This window comes from Armatimonas rosea (assembly GCF_014202505.1).
Classification (GTDB): Bacteria; Armatimonadota; Armatimonadia; order Armatimonadales; family Armatimonadaceae; genus Armatimonas; species Armatimonas rosea.
The window spans coordinates 36652-56773 of the sequence record NZ_JACHGW010000002.1; the positions used below are offsets into that span (position 1 = coordinate 36652).

Annotated in this window: 23 protein-coding genes; 5 read left to right on the top strand and 18 right to left on the bottom strand. The window is 61.7% G+C overall.

What is annotated here, in order from left to right; translation table 11 throughout:
- Window positions 1–27: 27 nt before the first annotated feature.
- The 17 genes from HNQ39_RS08025 to dgoD form a co-directional block, all read right to left on the bottom strand.
- Window positions 28–1500, bottom strand: coding sequence for an FAD-dependent oxidoreductase (locus HNQ39_RS08025; protein WP_184193656.1), 1473 nt, complete (start codon window positions 1498–1500; stop codon window positions 28–30).
- On the bottom strand, window positions 1500–2171 hold the full coding sequence (locus tag HNQ39_RS08030) for a hypothetical protein (RefSeq protein WP_184193658.1): 672 nt from the start codon (window positions 2169–2171) through the stop codon (window positions 1500–1502). Before HNQ39_RS08030 ends, HNQ39_RS08025 begins: the two co-directional genes overlap by 1 nt.
- Window positions 2172–2241: 70 nt before the next feature.
- Window positions 2242–3162: a prepilin-type N-terminal cleavage/methylation domain-containing protein gene (locus tag HNQ39_RS08035; protein ID WP_184193662.1), complete on the bottom strand. Its 921-nt coding sequence runs from the start codon at window positions 3160–3162 to the stop codon at window positions 2242–2244.
- Between the two features lie 204 nt (window positions 3163–3366).
- Window positions 3367–4893, bottom strand: a complete 1527-nt coding sequence (locus HNQ39_RS08040) for a glycine--tRNA ligase (protein WP_184193665.1) — start codon at window positions 4891–4893, stop codon at window positions 3367–3369.
- A 14-nt stretch (window positions 4894–4907) separates the two neighbouring features.
- Window positions 4908–5225: a hypothetical protein gene (locus tag HNQ39_RS08045; RefSeq protein ID WP_184193668.1), complete on the bottom strand. Its 318-nt coding sequence runs from the start codon at window positions 5223–5225 to the stop codon at window positions 4908–4910.
- Window positions 5215–5724 carry a DinB family protein gene (locus tag HNQ39_RS08050; RefSeq protein ID WP_184193671.1) on the bottom strand — a complete coding sequence of 170 codons (510 nt, stop codon included), beginning with the start codon at window positions 5722–5724 and terminating at the stop codon, window positions 5215–5217. Before HNQ39_RS08050 ends, HNQ39_RS08045 begins: the two co-directional genes overlap by 11 nt.
- 188 nt (window positions 5725–5912) lie before the next feature.
- On the bottom strand, window positions 5913–6416 hold the full coding sequence (locus HNQ39_RS08055; RefSeq protein ID WP_184193674.1) for a DinB family protein: 504 nt from the start codon (window positions 6414–6416) through the stop codon (window positions 5913–5915).
- Window positions 6417–6521: 105 nt separating this feature from the next.
- Complete coding sequence (galE, locus tag HNQ39_RS08060; protein ID WP_221289924.1) at window positions 6522–7526, bottom strand: UDP-glucose 4-epimerase GalE; 1005 nt, start codon at window positions 7524–7526, stop codon at window positions 6522–6524.
- A gap of 39 nt (window positions 7527–7565) precedes the next feature.
- Entirely contained in the window at window positions 7566–8786 is a 1221-nt protein-coding gene (locus tag HNQ39_RS08065) for a GGDEF domain-containing protein (protein ID WP_184193676.1), read from the bottom strand.
- A gap of 46 nt (window positions 8787–8832) precedes the next feature.
- The gene (locus HNQ39_RS08070) at window positions 8833–10626 is read right to left on the bottom strand and encodes a hypothetical protein (RefSeq protein WP_184193679.1); all 1794 of its coding nucleotides are present in this window, start codon (window positions 10624–10626) and stop codon (window positions 8833–8835) included.
- A gap of 68 nt (window positions 10627–10694) precedes the next feature.
- Window positions 10695–12038, bottom strand: a complete 1344-nt coding sequence (locus HNQ39_RS08075; RefSeq protein WP_184193682.1) for a C1 family peptidase — start codon at window positions 12036–12038, stop codon at window positions 10695–10697.
- 13 nt (window positions 12039–12051) lie between these two features.
- Entirely contained in the window at window positions 12052–12507 is a 456-nt protein-coding gene (locus HNQ39_RS08080; protein WP_184193685.1) for a Jag family protein, read from the bottom strand.
- A 9-nt stretch (window positions 12508–12516) separates the two neighbouring features.
- Window positions 12517–13755 (bottom strand): YidC/Oxa1 family membrane protein insertase, encoded by a 1239-nt coding sequence (locus HNQ39_RS30515; RefSeq protein WP_184193688.1) that lies wholly within the window; start codon window positions 13753–13755, stop codon window positions 12517–12519.
- 7 nt (window positions 13756–13762) lie between these two features.
- Window positions 13763–14020, bottom strand: a complete 258-nt coding sequence (yidD, locus tag HNQ39_RS08090) for a membrane protein insertion efficiency factor YidD (RefSeq protein WP_343075966.1) — start codon at window positions 14018–14020, stop codon at window positions 13763–13765.
- Window positions 14021–14082: 62 nt separating this feature from the next.
- A complete protein-coding gene (gene rnpA, locus HNQ39_RS08095) occupies window positions 14083–14454 on the bottom strand; it encodes a ribonuclease P protein component (RefSeq protein WP_184193694.1) in 372 nt (123 codons plus the stop codon).
- A gap of 32 nt (window positions 14455–14486) precedes the next feature.
- On the bottom strand, window positions 14487–14636 hold the full coding sequence (gene rpmH, locus HNQ39_RS08100; RefSeq protein ID WP_184193697.1) for a 50S ribosomal protein L34: 150 nt from the start codon (window positions 14634–14636) through the stop codon (window positions 14487–14489).
- A 107-nt stretch (window positions 14637–14743) separates the two neighbouring features.
- On the bottom strand, window positions 14744–15865 hold the full coding sequence (gene dgoD / locus HNQ39_RS08105; RefSeq protein WP_184193700.1) for a galactonate dehydratase: 1122 nt from the start codon (window positions 15863–15865) through the stop codon (window positions 14744–14746).
- A gap of 81 nt (window positions 15866–15946) precedes the next feature.
- Here dgoD and HNQ39_RS08110 point away from each other — a divergent pair, with 81 nt between their 5' ends.
- From HNQ39_RS08110 to acpS, 5 genes are read left to right on the top strand one after another with little or no spacing between them, the layout of a single operon-like run.
- Entirely contained in the window at window positions 15947–16498 is a 552-nt protein-coding gene (locus HNQ39_RS08110; protein ID WP_184193703.1) for a tetratricopeptide repeat protein, read from the top strand.
- An 11-nt stretch (window positions 16499–16509) separates the two neighbouring features.
- Complete coding sequence (locus HNQ39_RS30520) at window positions 16510–17847, top strand: CPBP family glutamic-type intramembrane protease (RefSeq protein ID WP_184193706.1); 1338 nt, start codon at window positions 16510–16512, stop codon at window positions 17845–17847.
- Between the two features lie 9 nt (window positions 17848–17856).
- On the top strand, window positions 17857–18132 hold the full coding sequence (locus tag HNQ39_RS08120; RefSeq protein ID WP_184193709.1) for a DUF167 domain-containing protein: 276 nt from the start codon (window positions 17857–17859) through the stop codon (window positions 18130–18132).
- Window positions 18129–19073 (top strand): thioredoxin-disulfide reductase, encoded by a 945-nt coding sequence (trxB, locus tag HNQ39_RS08125; RefSeq protein ID WP_184193712.1) that lies wholly within the window; start codon window positions 18129–18131, stop codon window positions 19071–19073. The genes HNQ39_RS08120 and trxB overlap by 4 nt, the downstream gene beginning before the upstream one ends.
- The gene (gene acpS, locus HNQ39_RS08130) at window positions 19074–19565 is read left to right on the top strand and encodes a holo-ACP synthase (RefSeq protein ID WP_184193715.1); all 492 of its coding nucleotides are present in this window, start codon (window positions 19074–19076) and stop codon (window positions 19563–19565) included. It abuts the gene before it with no gap.
- Here the strand turns inward: acpS and HNQ39_RS30785 are convergent.
- A complete protein-coding gene (locus HNQ39_RS30785) occupies window positions 19539–20117 on the bottom strand; it encodes a DUF6707 family protein (protein ID WP_425503547.1) in 579 nt (192 codons plus the stop codon). The two genes, acpS and HNQ39_RS30785, sit on opposite strands and share 27 nt — an antisense overlap.
- Window positions 20118–20122 lie beyond the last annotated feature (5 nt).

A 20122-nucleotide genomic window follows, 5' to 3' on the forward strand; every position in this document is an offset into this window, starting at 1 on the left:
CGCTCCCCAATTCGGAGACGGGGATTTTCAATCCCCGGCGACATCCCCGAGCCAAGCCCCTTGGGCGAGCAAGCGGCGCTGTAGCTCGGGTATGTTTACGGCACGGACGGCTCCATTTCCTGCAAGGCTGAGCGCGGCGGCGAGCCCGGCGGCCTCTCCGGTGGCGAAGGCGTAGGGCATGACACGGGTGGCACCCTGGACCGCGCGCTCAGCAGAGAGGCAACGGCCGGCCACAAGTAGGTTCTCGATGCCCTGGGGGATTAAACAGCGGTAGGGAATCCCGTGGCTCTGGCCAGCGGGGAGCGCGTAGGAGCGCTTCTCTCCGTCGGTGACTTGCTTGGCACGCGCGGCAGCCTCCGTGGTGACCGCGTGGAGGTCGATAAAGTAGGCACACCGTGCGATATCGTCGGGGAAGGTCCGGCACGCGAGGTAGTCGTCGAGGGTGAGCGTGTACTCTCCCACAATGCGTCGGGACTCGCGCACCCCGATGTGTGGCCCGCTGGAGATCAGCTCGACTGCCTCCTGGCCGGGGACATAGGCACGCAGAAAGCGCAGGAGCTTCTCGACCACGCGCCGTCCCTCGCGCTCGGCGATGCTCACCGAGAGCGGGTCGGTGGCATCGTGGCCGTAGACATGGCCCAGGTTGCACCCCGCCACACTCTCGCTCTTGAAGCTCATCCCCACCAGCGAGCTATCGGGTAGCTCCCAGGTGCCGTCTGACTTTGCCTGCTCAACCAGCTTTGCCAGATAGCCATCGCCGGTGGTGTAGACATGCTCCAGGTACTTGGTCCGCGAGCCGCCCGCCACCGTGAAGCAGAGCGTCATGCCTTGGGTCTTGCCGTTGTCGTCGCCCTGCTCGAAGGCACACCCCGCGCGGGCGGCCAGATCACCATCGCCGGTGGCATCGATAAAGACTTTCGCTCTTGCGAGGGACAGCCCGGCTTTGTTGGCGAGGGTGAGGGAAGTTAACCTGTCTAACCTCTCCCCCTGCCCCCTCCCCCAGACAGTCGTTCCTCCTTGGGGAAGGGGGTTCAGACTCGGGTTCCCCTTTCCCAGCGAGGAACGAGCGCCTGGGAGAGGGGCTAGGGGAGAGGTTTCCGCCACAAACGTATGGAAGAGCACGGTGACGCCCGCCGCTTCGCAGAGCTCGTCGTAGAGGCGCTTGAGGAGCTCGACATCCAGCGGCACCCAGTCCATGCGGCCCTTGTCTTGGGGGACGTTGTAGGAGTCGGGGGTAGGGAGGGGGCGACCTAGGCGCTTCTGGTGCTCCGTGAGGACCTCCCAGCCGATCCCGCGGACAATGGCGCGGGTGCGGTCGGAGAAGGGGGCGAAGGCGGGCACCTGCATCGCGGTGGCCGAGCCGCCCAGAAAGCCCATTCGCTCGATCAGCAAGACACGTGCGCCACTTCGGGCGGCACTCAGTGCTGCCGCGATCCCCGCCGGGCCGCCGCCCACGACACAGACATCGGTCTCAAAAGTTACCGGCCAGGTCTCCGGCATCACCGGGCCAGGACCCGGCGTTTTAGCGCGACCACAAAGGGCTCCCAGTCCACCCCGGTGTAGGAGAAGCGCAGGGTGCCCAGGGTCTTGCCGATCCGATCTTCGAGAGTGAGCACACCGCGCGTCAGCTTTCCGGTGACATCCTTCTCGCCGCGGAAGCGTACGCGGGCTAGCTCTGTCCAGGAGATATGTCGCTCTCGGCCCAGCTCGTAGAGGGTGACCCCCGTGGAATCCAGCCGTCCTCGTCGCTGGGGGACACGGCTCACGACAAACAAAAACGCCCCCAGCGCGACCAGAAAGCCTGCCAGGAGCTGGACCACATGGCCTCCTGGGGAGGTGCGTGCGGTCAGGAAGTAGATCGCGGCAAAGACAAAACAGACCGCGCCGGTGAGCTGGTAGACACGCGGGTGGATCGCAACCTCGACGACACCTGGTGACGGTAGGATGGGGCCGGCGGCCTCCCAGACCTCGTCGTAGAGCGCGGCCCGTGAGAGCCCCAGCCGGGCACAGACCCAGAGTGCCGTGTAGTGTCCCGCTCCGATCGCCAGGGAGAAGAGTGCGTGAAACAGGGTGCTAAACCACTTCTCTGTGAGGAGGAAGTAGCCTAGCACCAAGATCGCTCCGGTCACGAGGAGCACGACCACGGCGTAGATCAGCTTGGCTCTTGGCATCTTGCCAAGAGTATACCAAAGGCCCTACCCACACGGAGCAGGGCCTGTCGTAAGAGGAGCTAAAGGGGAGCTAGTTGAGGTGGAACGTGCCCTGGTAGTTGTACATCAGGCCACCGGGAACCGGCTCGTTGGTGTTGTCGAGCACGGGGCCGCCGTTTGTGTTTATCGCATTGGTACGTACCTGAGCCGCTAGCGGGAAGAAGACCCCCTGGGGAATCCCTGCGACATTGGTGTTGACCTTGGCCCACTTGGCGTGGCCGTCGGCGTAGAGGAAGTTCCCACCGCCCGAGTGGCGGTTGACATCGTCGAGGTCGGCCTGGTCAAACAGGACATTGGTAGGACGAGCCACGGTGGGGATGGTCACGAGGGGGCTTGCGATCGGGGCAGGGCCCTGGCCGGAGAGATTGTAGCTGGCGATTCGGTTGACCGCGTGCCCGACATTGAGGCGGAGCTGGTTGATGGGCTGTGTTCCCAGCAGCGAGCCGGTTGCGGTGCTACTCTCGGCGGTCAAGACAGTCTGGGCGGGCGCGGTAAAGACGGCCTGTGACTGTCCGACAACCAGGTCATTGAGCATGTAGCCCACGGCGGCGGTGTTCACGCCCGGGCGCTGCGCGGCAGAGGGGCAGTTGATGAGCTGGCCGTTCTTGATGTAGGGATTGAGGAGGCTGGGCACTGTCACCCCCGCCGGCACGATCGTGACAGGGACATTGACACCGCCGATCAGATCCGCGCCCCAGTGCTGCGGACGAACCACCGCACCGGTGACCAAGGTGCCCACCGCGAGGGGGTAGGCTTCGTCGTAGTCCTGGATGTACTGCATGAGGGCCAGCCCAAGCTGCTTCTGGTTGGAGAGGCAGCTCGCGCTCCGTGACTTCTCGCGTGCCTGTGCAAAGACGGGGAAGAGGATTGCGGCTAAGATAGCGATAATGGCAATCACGACAAGTAGCTCAATGAGCGTGAATCCACGGGGGCGAAGCTTGGTGTACGACATCGATCAAAAACCTTTCTGAAGAGGCCTACTCGTGAGTCTTCTTCTGAGAAGCTCTGACCTCTGCTTAATACATACTTAGTATCACGAATTTTAGTTCCTGATTATGGAGTCGTGTTTTTCATATTTTTTTCATAATTTTTCAGCCCTGCCAAAAAAAGCTGAGTGCCTCTCGGCAGCCCAGCTTTTTGGGGTTGATGTGGGAGGCTAGACCAGCCGCGCTCGCAGGTAGCCCAGCAGGTCGGCGATGGCGATCCGCTCCTGCGCCATGGTGTCGCGGTCGCGGACCGTGACCGTGTCCAACAGCTCCGTGCCACCGTCTTTGGACTGCCCCAGAGTGTCGTAGTCCACCGTGATACAGAACGGCGTCCCGGCCTCGTCCTGGCGGCGGTAGAGACGTCCAATCGCCGCGGTATCGTCGTAGACCACCCGCATCCCCAGCTGGTTCTGCAGGTCTTTCTTGATCGCCTTGGCCTTGGCGACGATCTCCGGCTTGTTCTTGGCGAGCGGTAGGACCGCCACCTTGATCGGGGCGAGGGCGGGCTTGAGGCGCAGCACCACCCGGATATCGCCCTTCTCCGCATTGACCACTTCTTCGTCGTAGGCCTCGCACAGCGCCGCGAGCACGCCCCGGTCCACGCCGGCGGCGGGCTCGATCACAAACGGGACAATGTGCTTATTGGTCTCGTGGTCGAAGTAGGTCAGCTTCTCCACCGAGTGCTCGTTGGGCGCGACCGCGCTGGTGAGCCCCAGCGTGTCGTTGGCGCGGGAGTGGGAGCCCAGGTCGAAGTCGCCGCGGTTGGCGATTCCTTCCAGCTCATCGAAGCCCAGGGTCGGGAAGTTGTAGAGGATATCGACCGTGCGGCTGGAGTAATGCGCCAGCTTGACATGCTCAAAGAGCTGGATCTTCTCACGGTCTAGCCCTACGACATTCACCCACCAGTCGATGTGGTCCTGGATCCACTCCTCGTGGAGCTGGGGGGCGTTCTCGGGCTTGACAAAGTACTCGATCTCCATCTGCTCCAGCTCGCGGACCCGGAAGATAAAGTTGCGGGGCGTGATCTCGTTGCGGAAGGACTTGCCCTGCTGCGCGATCCCAAAGGGTAGCTTGCGGTTGGTGGAGTCGAGCACATTCTTGAAGTTGACAAACATCCCCTGCGCGGTCTCGGGGCGAAGATAGGCGAAGTTCTCGTCATCCGCGACCGGCCCGACCTGGGTCTTGAACATCAGGTTGAAGGTCCGCGGCTCGGTCCAGTCGCCCGGCTTACCATCGGCGGCATCGACCACCTTGGCGGCCTTGAGCGCGGTCTGTGCCTTGGTTGGGTCGGTGAGGAGCGCATCGACAAAGATATCCATGTCCGGGTTGCGCTCGATCCCGAAGCTTGCCGCGATTGCATCCAGCGTCTCGGGCGTCTGCTCCTTGAGCAGGTGGTCGAACCGGTAGCGCTTCTTGGTGGTCTTGTTGTCGATCAGCGGGTCGGTAAAGCCGCGTTCGTGGCCGGAGTAGCGCAGGACATAGCGGTTGGTCAGCAGCGCCGTCTCGATCCCCTCCATGTCATCGCGCTCGTAGACATTGTGCTTCCACCAGAGCCGCTTGAGGTTGTTCTTCAGCTCGACACCGAGGGGGCCGTAGTCGTAGGTTCCCTGGAGGCCACCGTAGATCTCGGAGCCGGGGAAGATAAAACCGCGTCGTTTGCAGAGAGAGATGATCTGATCAAGGGAAGTAGCAGGCATAGCGGATTATTTTATCACTGGTTTTGCTCCGACTTGGCTCTCCTTTCGCGAATCCCGAGCACGACCATATTTCCCAGGGCTAAGGGGAGGCCTGTGATCAGTAAGAGCCAGTAGGACAGAAAGCGTGCACGTAACAGCAAGCTCACCGATGTCGCAAGCCAGAGGGCGGCTGTCGCTCCCGTCAGAAACGCAACCCACCCAAGCCCTGCGTGCCTGCGAAGAAGCGTGAGCCAGGACATTCCGACCGCTAAGAGCAAGAGGAGGGCTCCCACAAAAACCTCGCCCGAGCTGAGGCCAGGCTCGCTGTCCTCTACTGCGGAACTACGCCCCACCGAAGACTTCTTTGTAGATGGGATTGGGAAAAGGAGCCTCGTAGGGTGCCGTGCCATCCAGGCCAAAGGCATAGTACAGATAGGAAAACTGCCCCAGCTTGTAGAGGACATTCTGAAGCATGTGGTAGACCGCATCGCGCACACTCCAAGGGTAGCTCGTATCGTTGAACTGAGAGCGCGGCTCGGCCAGCTTCTCCTCCGTAAGCCCGGCCAGAAGTGCCTGCCAGCGGTCCAGCTCGGCCTCAAACTCGGCAAAGAGGGCTTCGGGATCGGCCGGGGCTTCGAGGATGAGCGCATGCTGTGAGGCATCGGGCTGCTCAATATGCTGGCGGTCGCAGGCAAGCCACTGCCAGGTATGGATCACCAGGTTGCGGGCCGTGGGCGCCGAGGGGGAGTAGGTAAAGTCGAGCTGCTCGGGCGATAGCTGGCGTGCCCAGCGCAGGATCTTACGGGCATTGCCAAGGAGGTTGTGGGAGACAAGTTCCAGTTCAGAGGACATGGCTCTAGCATACCAAACGACGCATCCCTGCGGCGAATCGGACATTGGAAATACCCGCCTCCGGAAAAAGAGCGCCCCGGGGACGCGCAGAGCACTTACTTCTCCGCGCGTCCTCGGGACGCTCCCAAACTCCGAGACGGGGATTTCAATCCCCGGATGGGGAAGATAAAACCACGCGGATTATTTTTTCACCCGAAAACTTCTTCATAGATCGGATTGGGAAACGGAGCGGCGTAGGGTTCGGTGCCATCGAGGCCAAACGAGAACGCCAGATACGAGAGCTGGCCGTGCTTGTAGATGACGTTCTGAAGCATGTGATACACACAGCCCCGGACACTCCAGTCCCAGCCCGTGCGGTTGAACTGATGGCGCTTCTCGTCGAGCTTCTCGGCAGGCATCGCCTGGAGCATTTCGTCCCAGCGCGCGATCTCGGCAGCGAGCTCCGCACAGAGTGCCTGCGGGTCTTGAGGCGCTTCGGGCACGCGCGGGTGCTTGCTGGCGTCGGGCTCCTCAATGTGCTGGCGGTCACAGACAAGCCACTGCCAGGCGTGCGTGACAAGCGTGCGTGCTGTAGGCGCGGCGGGGTGGTACGTGAAGTCGAACTGCTCGGGCGTCATCTGGCGCGCCCAGTTGTGCATCTTGAGCAAGTGCCCGGTGAGATTGCTGTGTGCTCGTTCCAAATCTGCTGTCATAGCTCACAGGATACCCGCTCCTGAAAAAAAGAGCCTCCCGAGGACGCGCGGAGCACTGACTTCTCCGCGCGTCCCCGGGACGCTCCCTTACTTCTGCCGGGGATTTTAATCCCCGGATTCAGTGTAGTAGCCCTTGGGGTGGGACTTGCGCCACTCGTAGGCGTGCTTGAGGATAGACTCGATATCGGGGTACTTGGGTGCCCAGCCCAGCTCGGCCTTGATCTTCTCGCACGACGCGCAGAGGCGGCCCGGATCGCCGGGGCGGCGGGGGGCGGCTTCCCAGTTGATCGTCACGCCCGTGACTTTCTCCGCGGCAGCAAGGGCCTCTAGAACCGTCGTGCCGTAGGTGTTGCCTAAGTTGTAGGCCGTGGTCTTGCCGCCGTCGCGCAGGTAGCTGAGGGCGCGGATATGGGCATCGGCGAGGTCTTCCACATGGATAAAGTCCCGCATGCAGCTGCCATCACGGGTGTCCCAGTCCGTGCCGTAGACAAAGAACTTCTCCCGGCGTCCGAGCGCGGTGTCTAGCAGGAGCGGCAGGGCGTGCTGCTCGGGGCTGTGGTCCTCGCCGAGGCGGCCCTGGGAGTCGGCACCGGCGGCGTTGAAGTAGCGCAGGCTGACACTGGTGAGGCCGAAGGCATGCTCGTAGTCTTTTAAGATGCGCTCGAACATGAGCTTGGTCTCGCCGTAGGGGTTGGTGGTCTTCTGGGGGTGGTCCTCGGGGATGGGGAGGATCTGCGGCTCGCCAAACGTGGCGGCACTCGACGAAAAGATCAGGTTCTTGACACCATTGTCCAGCATCGCCCCGAGGAGCGCGAGGCCCTTGCCGATATTTCCCTCGTAGTACTTGCGCGGGTCGGCCACGGAGTCCGGCACCGATGCATAGGCACCAAAGTGCATCACGGCATCGACCTTGTACTGACGGATCGCCTTGCCGACGGCAGCGCTATCGCCGTAGTCCGCGTAGACAAAGGGCACGTCTAGGATCTTGGTGACCTTGCGGTGCCCGAGCTCAAAGTTATCGAGAATGACTACCTCGTGGCCACTTTCCTTAAGATACAACGTGGTGTGCGAGCCGATATAGCCAGCGCCACCTACGACGAGAATTGACAAGAGAGGTTCCTCCAGTTTTTATTTAGAACATTTAGTATATCAGGCCGCAAGACGCTGCCGTGCTTGTTTTTCAGCATACATCGCCCGATCTGCCGCGTCCAGTAGCGCCTCTTCACTCGTCCCATCGCTCGGGAACAGCGCCACCCCCGCGGAGAAGCTCACCCGACGGAACCGGGGATCGTCGGCGATTGCGCTCTCGACCGCCTCGCGTAGGTGCCTGCGGGTTCGCTCCGCCTCGGCACGGTCTTGGATAGGGAGCACCAGGATAAACTCATCTCCCCCCCGCCGCGCAACCAGTGCCTCGGGGACGACACTGGCCTGCAGTGTCTTAGCCACCTGGACCAGAAGCTCATCGCCCACACCATGGCCGTAGGTATCGTTGACCTGCTTAAAGCGGTCCATATCCAGGTAGAGCAGGGCAAAGGGAGGGGCCTGAGGGCGCAGGCGTCTCGCCAGTCCTTCGCTAAGCCCGCGAGCACTTGCCAGTCCGGTCAGCACATCCAGGCTCGCCGCCTTGCGCGCCTCGATCCGGTGGACCTTCTCCCGCGCCGACACAAGAAGCGACTCCATCAGCACCAGGATAAACGGGAGCACCCCCCAGCCCCACGTGGTCCAGCACGCCAGCGCCAGTACCGCCCCGATATTCTCTAGGTGCTCAAATGTCCCCAGGGAGAAGTCTCCCAGGGATTGCCGGAGAGGCGTCCCGTGCCGGAGCCAGGCCACCATGGACTGGAAGCACCGATTCAGGAGCTCGGCCGTCACCAGCGACGCTCCCAGGAAGGGAAGAGCGACCCGCTCGGGGTCCTGGAAGAGGAGTGTGCAGTCCTCGGGCGTGCGGAGGCGCACCCCACCGAGTGCCTGGTAGACCCAGGCCCAGACAAAGGCGAGTAAGGGGAGCAAGAACATATTGCTGGTCGAGCCAATATAGTACGAAGGCTTGCTGTAGAACTGTCGCCAGCATAGGACACTTGCCAGGAAGTTGGTAAGAAAGCTCGTACAGACCGCCGCCTCGGCCCCGTGACGTAGGATCAGCAGCAGCAGCACCGACTCGCCGGGGACATGGGCGAGGATCACGTTGCCCTTGCTATCTTTGATCAGCGGAACCTGGCGCTGGCGCACGACGGTGGCGATCAGACTGAAAAAGACAATCTCGGTCCAAGGGAGCTTGCTGGCGTGGCCTAGGGCATGCACAAAGACAGCAAGCCCCAGTATTAGCACGCTGAGCCGCAACCCTGAGTCTCTCTGCCAGATCTCTGCCATATAGAGTTATTGTTGGCGAGACGTCGGAAGACTTTATAGGAAATTCTTAACGGTAGACCGGTTTCCAGTCCCGGCCACGCCCGTACTCATAGAGATCTTTCATGTACTGCCCGAGGCCCGGCGACGTGCTGGCAGGCTGTGGTTTGTAGACCCAGGAGGCACTCGATGGAGCGGTGTAGACATGCCCCGAGGGCCTCCCTGGGCTGTTGGGGTTGCCCTGCTTCTTCCACTCCTCCTGGCGCTTCTTGAACGCTGCGGCATCGAGCTCGGCCTGCTTCTTCCGGGCTTCTTCGACCGCGCGAAGGCTCGCTGCACGCTGCCGAAGCTCGGCGGCGAACTGGGGGTCACGGACACTTTTCGAGTAGCCCTCGACGACCTCCGCCGTGATGGCGTAGCGCTCTCCAAAGGCACTCTGCCCGCCGGAGAGGATGTAGCGTATCTGCCAGTCTACCGGGAGCTTGTTGATATCGTCTTGGTAGTCCTGGTAGAGGCGTAGATCGATATCCATACGAATGTGGCGCAGTGTCTCGGCGATCCTTTGGAGCTCGGCGGGCGACTCCGAGCCTTGGCCGGGCTTGTAGCCGTGCGCGATGAGCAAGGCGGTATTGTCCTTGCTTCGCTGCTCCCAGTACCGACGTGCCTCCTCCAGCTCTCTCTGACGTGCCTCCTCTCTGGGTTTGACGATCTTCTCCTGATAGAACGGAGGCAAGCGCCGCAGGGCTTCGTCGCGCGAGGGAGCAGACTCGGGAAGCATGGGCTCATGGAGCGGAAGCCCTGCATCACGCTGTTGCCACCGTGCTAGCCGATAGACCATCCAAGTACCATCAAGGAGCTCCCCGACCATGCACTCAGGATAAGGCGCGGGGAGGTTGTGCATAGAGCGCCAGACAGGCCCGGTCTCTCGTTTCAGATCCTCCGAGACCCAGCCATAGGCCACGCTTCCTTCGAGGTCGTATTCTTTGAGCCAGCCACCTACCAAGACGGTTCGGGCACCAATAAAGGGGCTATCGGCCGTACCAGGAGGAGGAAAGGCAATGCTGGGGTAGTAGCCACGGACTTTCAGCGCATCTGTGGGGAGCTGTCCTTGGTCGTTTATGGGAAGAAAGAGGTTCTTTCCCTTATCTACAGGAACCGTCAGGATGGGATACTCACTCCAGCCGCCGTCGGTCCGGGTCTTCGTGTAGATAAACTGCTTGACCTCGGGGAGCAGGGGGGAGACGAGCTGGCCCTTGCCGTCTATCATGGCCAGGACGGGGATTCCACTGGGGTCACGTAGCTCCACGCTGTAGACGGTGCCATAGTGACGGGGGGGGGTCAGGGCGTTATGCAGGGTGACAATCACCTCACCGTCGCTATCGAACCAGTCCATCGCGGACTCCTTCTGGATACCGCAGCAGGTCGAGCCTATCGAAATCGTCGTGTAGTTGGTTGCGACGGGCTTGCCGAGCTTGAGGTCCTTGCCCTTACGTGTGAGGGGAATCTCCCAGATGGTTTTATCCACCTCTTTCCCAAAGAGCCGCCCAAAGAGCCGTCTGCCCCCGACCACCCAGAGGTCCTGCCACTCGTCTTTGAGGAGGACGTTCTTGCCGACTGCGTAGCCCTGCTTCAGTCCGCGAAACCAGGTCCACTTGTCCGCGGGGGACTGCTTCCAGGTCACGGTGCAGAGCACCCCCAGGATCGGCAGCATTGCCCAGCGCGTCGTATCGTGCTTCTCGCCGGTCGGATCGTTCTCAAAGCCTCCGAAGGATCGGTGGGGTGTCGCCTGCCCCTGCGCCAGAGCGGGGCTCTGAAGTAGTCCAAAAGCGGCAAGCTGCAGCGCCTGCCGACGGCTGAGTGTCATGGTGGTTTTCCTCCTGTTGCCTAGGGTAGCGTCTTTGCGTTACGCCAGCGTTACAGGAGGATTTTAACCTAAACCGAGGCCGCGAGCGAGCCCATGGGGTCCCAGGGGTTGAGGGGGACAAGGGGGCCATCGAGGAGCGCGAGGAGCTCTTTGGGGAGGTACTTCTTCTCCACCGCCACCTCGTACATGTACTCATCGAACCAGGCATCGGTCATGGCCATGAAGCCCTTGTCGCCGCCCTGCTCGCCCCAGGAGTTCTCGACCCGCCACTTGCGCGGTGCGCCGCTGTCGTCGATATCCACGCCGGTGAGCACCATCGCGTGGGTCATCAGACTCTGGCCATAGTCGAGGCGCGCGGCCTTGTCCAGCTCCAGGCTCGTGCCGTAGAGCGGCTCGTACTCAAAGAGCTCCAGGTCCATCAGGCCCAGATCGCGGTCCATCTGCTTGCCCACATCACAGCCAAACCAGACCGACTTGCCGTCCTGGATCATCGCCTGAGTCGCGGCCTTGAGGGCGGGCATCTCGACATTCAGGTACTGGATCGGCTGCCCCCCGACCACATTGCCGAGATACGCGATCGTGTAGAGCGTGTTGTAAGACTTGGTGGCCTGCGGGCAGTGGATCAGGCAGACCAGCTCATCGAGGTCCAGCTTCACGTATTTTTTGAGGAACTGCTGCGGGGTCAAGGTGCCGTCGCGGTGGAACTTCTTGTCCTTATCGCGCCACTGCCAGAGAAACTCGGTGGGGGGCTCCCCGAGATGTGTCGCCAGCATGCGGTAGAGCACGGGCACAAGGGCGTCTTTTTGTACCCGAAGCTCCGTGAGGCTAGCGCCTGCCGCATGGGCGGCGCGGAGCTCACTTGCGGCCTGGCGCAGCTTGAGAGTCATCAGCGCGTTCATGTCGGCGGAGCGCGACGAGCTCTCGGTCTCGGGCATGGCCTCTTTGGGGACGACCCCGTACTTTTTCACCAGCGCGGCGAACATGTCCCACTGGCCGCCGTCTTGGAGCGGGCTGGCGCAGAGCCAGTCCAGTAGGCGGCTCCCCACGGGCTCATCGAGCGTAGCGAGAATATTTTCTAGGAAGTAGTTTGCCTTCTCCAGCTTGTCCCAGAACATCAGGTAGTTTTGGGAGAGCTCGAACTCCTCCACCTTCAGCTTCTCGGCGATCTGCGTGCGGAAGAGGTTCAGGCCCGCAAAGAGCCAGCAGCGCCCCGAGGCGTTCTGCGCAGTGGCCTTACCGGCCTTGACCGTGTGAGAGTAGGTGTGGGTGTGGCGCGTGACCGCATCCCGGTTGAGCGCGATCCCCTTGATGGGAGTCTTGGCGATTGCATTGCGGGCGATCCGCGCCACCGGGTCTGCGGCAAAGGTGGCGCGGCAGGAGGCCAGCACCTCGTCGTTGAGGGAAGTCTGCATCTTGTGGGTACTCTTACTGCTGCGGGGCGATCACGATATAGCGATCCGGCTCTTCGCCCTCGGAGTAGGTCTGGATATCGGTGCGCCCGGTGAGTGCTTGGTGGACAATGCGGCGCTCCAGGGGAGGCAACGGGTCCAAGACAGCCTCTTGACCGGTCGAGGCTACCTGATCGGCGAGCTCGTTGGCCATGTCGGTGAGCATCTTCTCTCGGCGCAGGCGGTAGCCATCGGCATCGAAGGTCACCCGCAGGCGTCCACGACCCTGGCCTACAATCGCATTGATCGCCACGAGCTGGAGGGCATCCAGAACCTGGCCACCCCGCCCAATTAAGAAGCGTGCATCGTCGCCGTGAAAGCCGATCAGCACCCCTTCGGGCTCATCTCGGTCCACTTGCGCGGAGAGATCCAGCCCCGTCGTTGCCGCAAACTCCTGTGCGAAGGTCAGCACCTGCGCCTTGATATCCTCCATTGTCTACTCCTATTTCTTCTTCTGATTTTTTGGCGAGATCAGCTTCTGGTTGGCTTTGAGATCCCCACCAGACGGGGCATTATCCCCTACCGAGGTTTTTGTTGCCAGTAGTACCGGGCTACTGTCATCGCCCTTGTTCATCCGGTTCATCAGCCACTGGCGTAGCATCCCCAGGAGGGTGGAGACAAAGTAGTACAGCACGAACGCCGACGATACCTGGCTCTGGAGCATGAACAGGAAGTAGGTCACGGGCATGAAGGTCGTCATGGCCTTCTGGACCTCGGCCTGTGTGGGGTCGGTCGGGGCGGGCAGGAGCTTGGACTGGAGGAACTGCGCGAGGGCGTAGAAGAACAGCAGCAGGATATCCAGCTCGCCGAGGTGGTGGGCCAGTGCGCCGGTCAGGGGGTAGGGCCACTTGAGGCTCGCGGCCCCCACCGCCTCGTTGATCCAGAGGAAGTGGGCGTGGGTAAAGTGGAACTGGTAGCCCTGGATCAGCTGGAACATCGAGAAGAAGATCAGCATCTGGGGGATCATCATCCCACAGCCTTGCATGGGGTTGATCCCGTGCTGCTTGTTGAACTCGCCCATCTTCTGCTGCATCAGCATGGGGTCGTCTTTGTAGCGCTCCTGGATCTTCTTGATCTCGGGCTGGTACTTGGCAAGCTCCTTGAAGGCCTTGTACTGCTTGAGCTGAAGCGGCCACATGATCACCGCGACAAAGATCGCGATCACAAACAGAGCGATGACCGGCGAGACCTCAGGGTTGCCGCCACAGAGGGTGACTAGCCCATCCATGATCTTGTAGGGAATGCCCTTGGAGTTGACCTCGTCCATCTTCTGAGAGAGCTCGTGCATCTTATTGATGACGGCGGTCTTCTCCGGGAGATCGGAGTTGATGATGCGGCGGGAGATCTGCTTGAGCTGTACCCAGGCGTTGTAGTTGTTGTTGAGCTTGTTGGCGGTCAGGTCGGCGGCGACCACGGCGGCCTTCATTCCCTCGGCCTGGGGGATGAACTTATTGGCGACCGCGGTGTAGAACCCGGCGGCTTCCTGCCAGAGTGCCTCGGTCTTGGTGGACTTGGCGACCTCGGCATCCTGAGCGACCTTCACCTTGGCCTCCGCCGCCGCAATGGCTGCGGTGGGGGTATCGGGGACACTGTAGTTCGGGCCACAGCCGGCTCCAAAGAGGAGGGCGAGCAGGAGCAAGAGTGAGGCCACAGAGGCGCGGATGCGTGGAGTAAGGGTCACGTGAGTCTTATCCTTCTTGGGTGCCGGGGACTTTGGGAGTGCCGGGGGCTTTTGCCCGACCAGGGACAGGATCGTGGCCGCCGGGGTGAAACGGATGGCAGCGACAGATCCGTCGCAGCCCGAGCCAGCCCCCCTGCAGTGGGCCGTATGCCTGGATTGCCTGAGCGGTGTACTCGGAGCAGGAGGGGGTGAAGCGACAGGTCGGGGGAGTGTAGCGGGAGACGCGCTGGTAGCCACGGATGAGGGCGATGAGCAGTGCGCCCACCCCCTGTCCGATCTGTCGGGCGATCGTTCTGAGATCGCGGGACCTCTGTCTTTGTCGTGTCTTCATCGCTCCCCACCGTCGTTTGTGTCTCCTGCCGTCTTCAAGACCCCGGCTTGCTGGAAAAGTTGCACCACGGTGGCGCGCAGACCGGCAAAATCCAGTGTGAGCGCTGGGGCGCGCACGACAACCACAAGATCGACGTGCTCCAGCTCGGGGAGAAGTGGCAGGCTGAGTGCCCGAAGGCGGCGCTTGACCAGGTTACGGTCGTGCGCCTTTCCCGCCACTTTCTTTGATACGACAAAACCCAGCCGCGGCGTTCCCTGACTCCTACGACCCACATAGAGCGTCAGTGCCGGGCTGTCCACCCGGCGCTTGCGCTGATAGGTCGCCTGAAAGTCCCGGTGACGGACAAGCCGTTGGGGGCGCGGCAGCATGTTTTAAGGACGACGAGAGCGTCTCGTGCTAACTAGTGCTTGTGGGCAAAGACCGTCAGGGCATGACGGCCCTGCTGGCGGCGGTTGCTCAGGACACGGCGACCCGTGGGGGTCTGCATACGGGCACGGAACCCATGGACGCGCAGGCGGCGTCGGTTCTTAGGCTGGAAGGTTCGCTTCATTTTTCTCTACTCGCTCCGAAATTTTTAGACGGCGTAAAAACGGCGCGGATCGCTCCGCGCCGCACACAGACGGTCACTCTACCACAATTTGCCCTCGGGCGCAAATGTCACCAGTCGCAGACCGAGCCGTCTTCGTCGTAGAGGTGCGGCGGTTTCCAGTCGTGGCCGAGCTTCTCGGCGATGGCGTCTTCGTCGAGCTCGATCCCCAGGCCCGGCTTGGTCGGGGTGGCGACATACCCATTGACGGGGACAAAGGGCTCTTTGAGGTAGCCCTCGCCCATATTGACCTGTTCTTGGATCAAGAAGTTGGGGATGCTGGCATCGAGCTGGAGGCTGGCGGCGAAGGCGATCGGACCCAGCGGACAGTGCGGGGCGATCCCGGCGTAGTAGGCCTCGGCCATTCCCGCGATTAAGCGTAGCTCGAAGATCCCGCCGGCGTGGGAGATATCGGGCTGGAGGATGGTCGCGGCGCGCTTTTCCAAGACCTCACGGAAGCCCCACTTGGTGAAGAGGCGCTCGCCAGTAGCGATGGGCAAGTGCGTTCGTCTCGCAATATCTACCAAGATATCCACGTTTTGGCAGTTGACCGGCTCCTCAATAAACATCGGCTGGTAGGGCTCCAGCGCCTTGATGAGCAGCATCGCCGTGGCGGGGGGAACTGCGCCGTGGAAGTCGATGGCGATATCGATATCGGGGCCGGCAGCCTCGCGCATGGCGGCGAACTTATCGCGGACGGTCTCCACAAAACCCGGCGTCTCGATCAGGCGCGGCGGGCGCCCGCCCGAAACTCCGGTCTTGATCGCCGTGTAGCCCTGCGCCAGCTTCGCCCGCACATTGGCCGCGCTCTGCTCGGGATCGTCGCCGAGGCCGCAGTGGGAGTAGACCCGAATCTTATCGCGGGTCGGGCCGCCCAGGAGCTCGTAGACGGGGACCCCCAGCGCCTTGCCCTTGATATCCCAGAGCGCCTGCTCGACCCCCGAGAGCGCGCTCGTGAGGATCTCGCCGCCTCGGTAGAACGCATGACGGTAGATCGCCTGCCAGTGGTGGATGATCTTGGTCGGGTCTTGGCCGATCAGCTCGCTCTCCAGCTCCTTGATCGCCATCGCACAGGTCTCCGCCCGGCCCTCTAAGAGTGGCTCCCCCAGCCCGACAATGCCTTCGTCGGTGTGAACCTTGAGAAACAGCCAGCGTGGCTGAACCAGAAATGTCTCCAGCTTGGTGATTTTCATGTGCATACAATACCTGAAATCGCCTGTGGATAACTCCGGGGTGCCTGTGGATAACCTGTGGATAACTGGTACAATGCCGCTATGCAAACTGCCGCAAAAAAGCCCACGAAAGCGACAAAAGGGTCATCGCCGCTTCAGGTATCGGGAATGATCAGCACCGTGGTGGATGGTCTCTGGGAGACGGGCGACCACTACTTCCACGATGGGGACTACACCCGCGTGGTGGCTCTTTTGCGCATCTGTGTCGAGGCCGACCAGAACTTCGACGAGGCCTACAGCTCCGCAGGCTATCTCCTCTGGAGCATGGGAGAGAGCAAGTCTGCCGAGGCCCTGCTTGAGTACGGCACCCGCCGCTCCAAGAAGCCGGGGGCACTCAATAGCGAGATGGGGCAGCAGCTCTACCGCACCAACAACTACGCTGCCGCGGTCTCCTACCTCCAGAAAGCGATCAAGCTGGGAGGTAGTGGGGTGGATGTGATCACCTACACCAGCCTCGGTCACTGCTACACCAAGCTCAAAAAATACGAAGACGCGGTGCAGGCATGGAAGCAAGTTGTTGCCAAGTTCCCGGACTTCCCCGCAGGGCCAAAGAACCTCCGGGACGCCGAGGAGCGCCTCAAGAGCGGTAAGTAGAGCAGGCTAGCGTGCAGGCGCTTCCTAAGACAATCTATCTCTGGCTGGCCGTGCTTGTCCTGAGCTTTGCGGTGCGGGCTCAGAGGCAGCCGCTCCCCGCGCGCGGGAGTGTCGGCTACGAGACCTATGTCACCGCGGAGCAGAATACCCGCCTCGCCTTCGCCCAGCCGTCCAAGGAGCGCCGCGCCTCCCTGGAAGAGGCCCTCAAGGGCTACCAGCAGGTCGCGCGCATCACAGACCAGCCCAATCCCACGCGAAAAGTGCTGATTGTTGGCAACCTCTTGGGCAAGTCCCTCGACGCTGCCGCGCTCAAGCGCCTCCCCGAGAAGGAGCGTCCCCTCTGGCAGGCGCTCTACGGCAAGCCGCCCACCCCGCCGCTCCCCGCCGATGCCGAGGCGCAGGTGCGGGCGATGCAGCTCCGTTTTTTAGACACGCAGGTGCTCGGGGAGGTCCTTCGCAAGCAGGGCAAGCGTGCCGAGGCGCTCGCACTGGAGAACCGGCGCGACGCGGGTGCCCAGCGGAGCAACCAGCGCTGGGAGTGGCTGACAGACATCCAGGCGGTCTTTGCCGTGGTCGGTTTCTGGTTGCTACTCTTTGTGCTCCAGCAAGCACACGCCCGGCGCTGGCAGCGGCTAGGGCGCATCCCCGAGCCGGCAGACAACAAGCTCGACTGGGGGACTCTCCTCGATGTCTTTGTCTTCTATCTTGCTCTCTACCGGGGCTTGGGAGTGCTCTCCAACACGGTTCTGCAGCAGCTCCACCTGAGCCCTGATCGCGTACTCTTCTCCGTCGGGCTACGGACGCTCTCCAGCACGGCGGCGATCGGCTATCTCTGGTGGCGCCTACGGCGGTGCAAGGCAACCTGGGCGGAGCTGGGGCTCACACGGGAGCGGCTGGGAGCCGATCTACTCTACGGGCTTGCGGGCTACGCGGCGCTCCAGCCAATCACCATCGTGCTCCATCTGCTGAACACGAGATTTTTAATTCCCCACCTGGAGAGCGCGAGCAACTCGGTGCTGCCCATGATCGCCAACCGGACGAGTATCTCCGATCAGGTCTTGCTCTTTGTGTCCACAAGCCTGCTAGCCCCGTTTTTTGAGGAGCTCTTCTTCCGGGGAGTGCTCTTCACGGGGCTTCGGCGGCGCTATGCGGGCGTGCCCAGCGTGCTGCTCTCGGCGGTGCTCTTTGCAATGGTCCATCCCCAGCGCGACTGGCTCCCGATCTTTGGGCTCGGGGTGGGGCTGGCGGTGTTGCGGCACCTGCGCCAGAGTGTCGTACCGGGGATGGTGGTCCACGCCCTCCAAAACGGGGGGACTTTCCTCATGCTCAATAGCGTTTTCGGACAGTGACGGAACTTCATGACAGAGCTGGTTGTAACTCTTGCGGTGCGCGTGACGCCACGGGCGGATCGCAACTCGGTTGCCGGGGTTCGGAGCGATGGCGCGGTGCTGGTCCGTGTCACCGCTGCGCCCACGGATGGCCAGGCCAATAAAGCCGTGGTCGAGACCCTCGCCGAGGCGCTAAAACTAAAGAAAAATCAGGTTTCCCTGGTGAGCGGCGAGACCAGCCGCGACAAACGAATCCAAATTTGTGGCCTGAGTGCCCAAGAGATCAAGAGCAGGTTAGAGTCATGAGCGAACTACGCGATATCGTCATTATCGGCAGCGGCCCCGCGGGCCTCACCGCCGCCATCTACGCCGCCCGCGCGGAGCTAAAACCGCTGGTCTTTGAAGGCCCCCAGCCCGGCGGCCAGCTCACGATCACGACCGAGGTGGAGAACTTCCCTGGCTTTGCCCATCCCATCGAGGGCCCGGAGCTCATGGACGCCATGCGCGAGCAAGCCATCCGTGTCGGCACCGAGGTGCGGATGGATTGGATTGGGAAGGTTGATCTCTCTCAGAGGCCCTTTGCCATTGAGACCACAACGGGCGAGGTGGTTCATGCTAAGACCCTGGTCATTGCAACAGGCGCATCGGCCAAGTGGCTCGGACTGGAGAGCGAGACGATCCTACGTAGCACTCCCAGTGGTGCTGTCTCCGCCTGTGCTACCTGTGATGGTTTCTTCCACAAGGGCAAGGATGTAATCGTGGTGGGAGGGGGCGACACGGCGATGGAAGAGGCGATGTACCTAACCCGCATCTGCAACTCTGTGACCGTCATTCATCGCCGGGATACGCTTCGTGCCAGCAAGATCATGGCAGACCGTGCTTTGAAGAACCCCAAGATCAAGTTTATTTGGGACAGTGGGATTGAGGAGATTCTGGGAGTTGAGGAGAAGAAGGCTCGTGGTGTGCGGGTGAAGAATCTCAAGACAGGTGAGATAAGTGAAATCGCTGCTGGAGCGGTCTTTATTGCCATTGGTCACCAGCCCAACACAAGCCTCTTCACAGGGCAGCTTCCTATGGACGAGACCGGCTACTTGGTCACCGATGGTGTCAAGACCCCGATTGAGGGCTGTTTTGCCGCGGGCGATGTCTACGACACGGTCTACCGGCAAGCAGTGACGGCGGCGGGGATGGGCTGCATGGCCGCGATTGAGGCCATTCGCTTTATCGAGGCCGAAGAGAGCCACTAGATGGATTCTTCCCCCCTAACCCCCGCCGGGCGGGGGGACAAAGAGGAAAAAGACTTTGTTTCCCCCCCGTTGCACGGGGGCTGGGGGGCAGGACAAAACGTTGTCGCAGTGGGTGTCGATCTGACCGATGTTCCGCGCATTCGCAAGGCGCTCGGGGAGTTCCCCGAGCGCTTTGTCAAGCGTATCCTCACCGAGAGCGAGGCGGCCTACTGTCTCTCCCGCCCCGACCCTGCGCCCCATATCGCTGCCCGCTTCGCCGCCAAAGAGGCGGTCATCAAGTGCCTCGGGGGCGGGGTGGCGTTTAAAGAGATCTGTGTCGAGCGGGCGCTGAGCGGCGCGCCCAGTATCGCGCTCACCGGAAAAGCCGCCGAGCTCGCCGCGGGCCGGAAGATCCTTATCTCCCTCACCCACCTCCCCGAGATCGCCTGCGCCTTTGCGGTGCTCGTCGAGGCAGGTGAGCACAACTTAAGTCACGCCGACACAGGCGCGTAGCCAGGATAAGTTCTCCTGCCATAGCTCCTCAAGCTGCGCAACGGGCAAAACAGAGGAACCACCGAGCTCAATCAGGACACAAAGCTCTGTGGCGTAGATGGCTCTCCAGTCCCGCTCGCTCGTTTTCCGTCCATCCGATTGAGTATGTGCAATATTTCTCTGGTAGCCGGAGGTTAGCCGCCCCTCAAGGCGTGCCTCCACGAAACCAGCCACCCGTATACGCTCAATACAAGCTCGGGCGAGTTCCGTTTCCCCAACCGAGTGTAGCAAGCGGGCTTGGAGAGCCAGCGTACGCTCCACCCACCCCCAGAGTTTATGGTTATCGGCAAAGGCATACTGAGTGAGAAATGTGCATGTCTCTAGGGCATCTTGGTCGCGCTGGAAGACATAAGACCAGTACGCTAAGTACATCGCGTCCTCCAGGGCGCGCGATGTACTCCAGCGGAAGTCCTTCGAGGCTCGGTGTTTCATACGTGCCATAAAGGGGCTTGTGTCGCCTACGGCATCGAATGAGTTAGGGAGGCAGATCGCCTCGACAATGCGCTCGGGCATGGAGG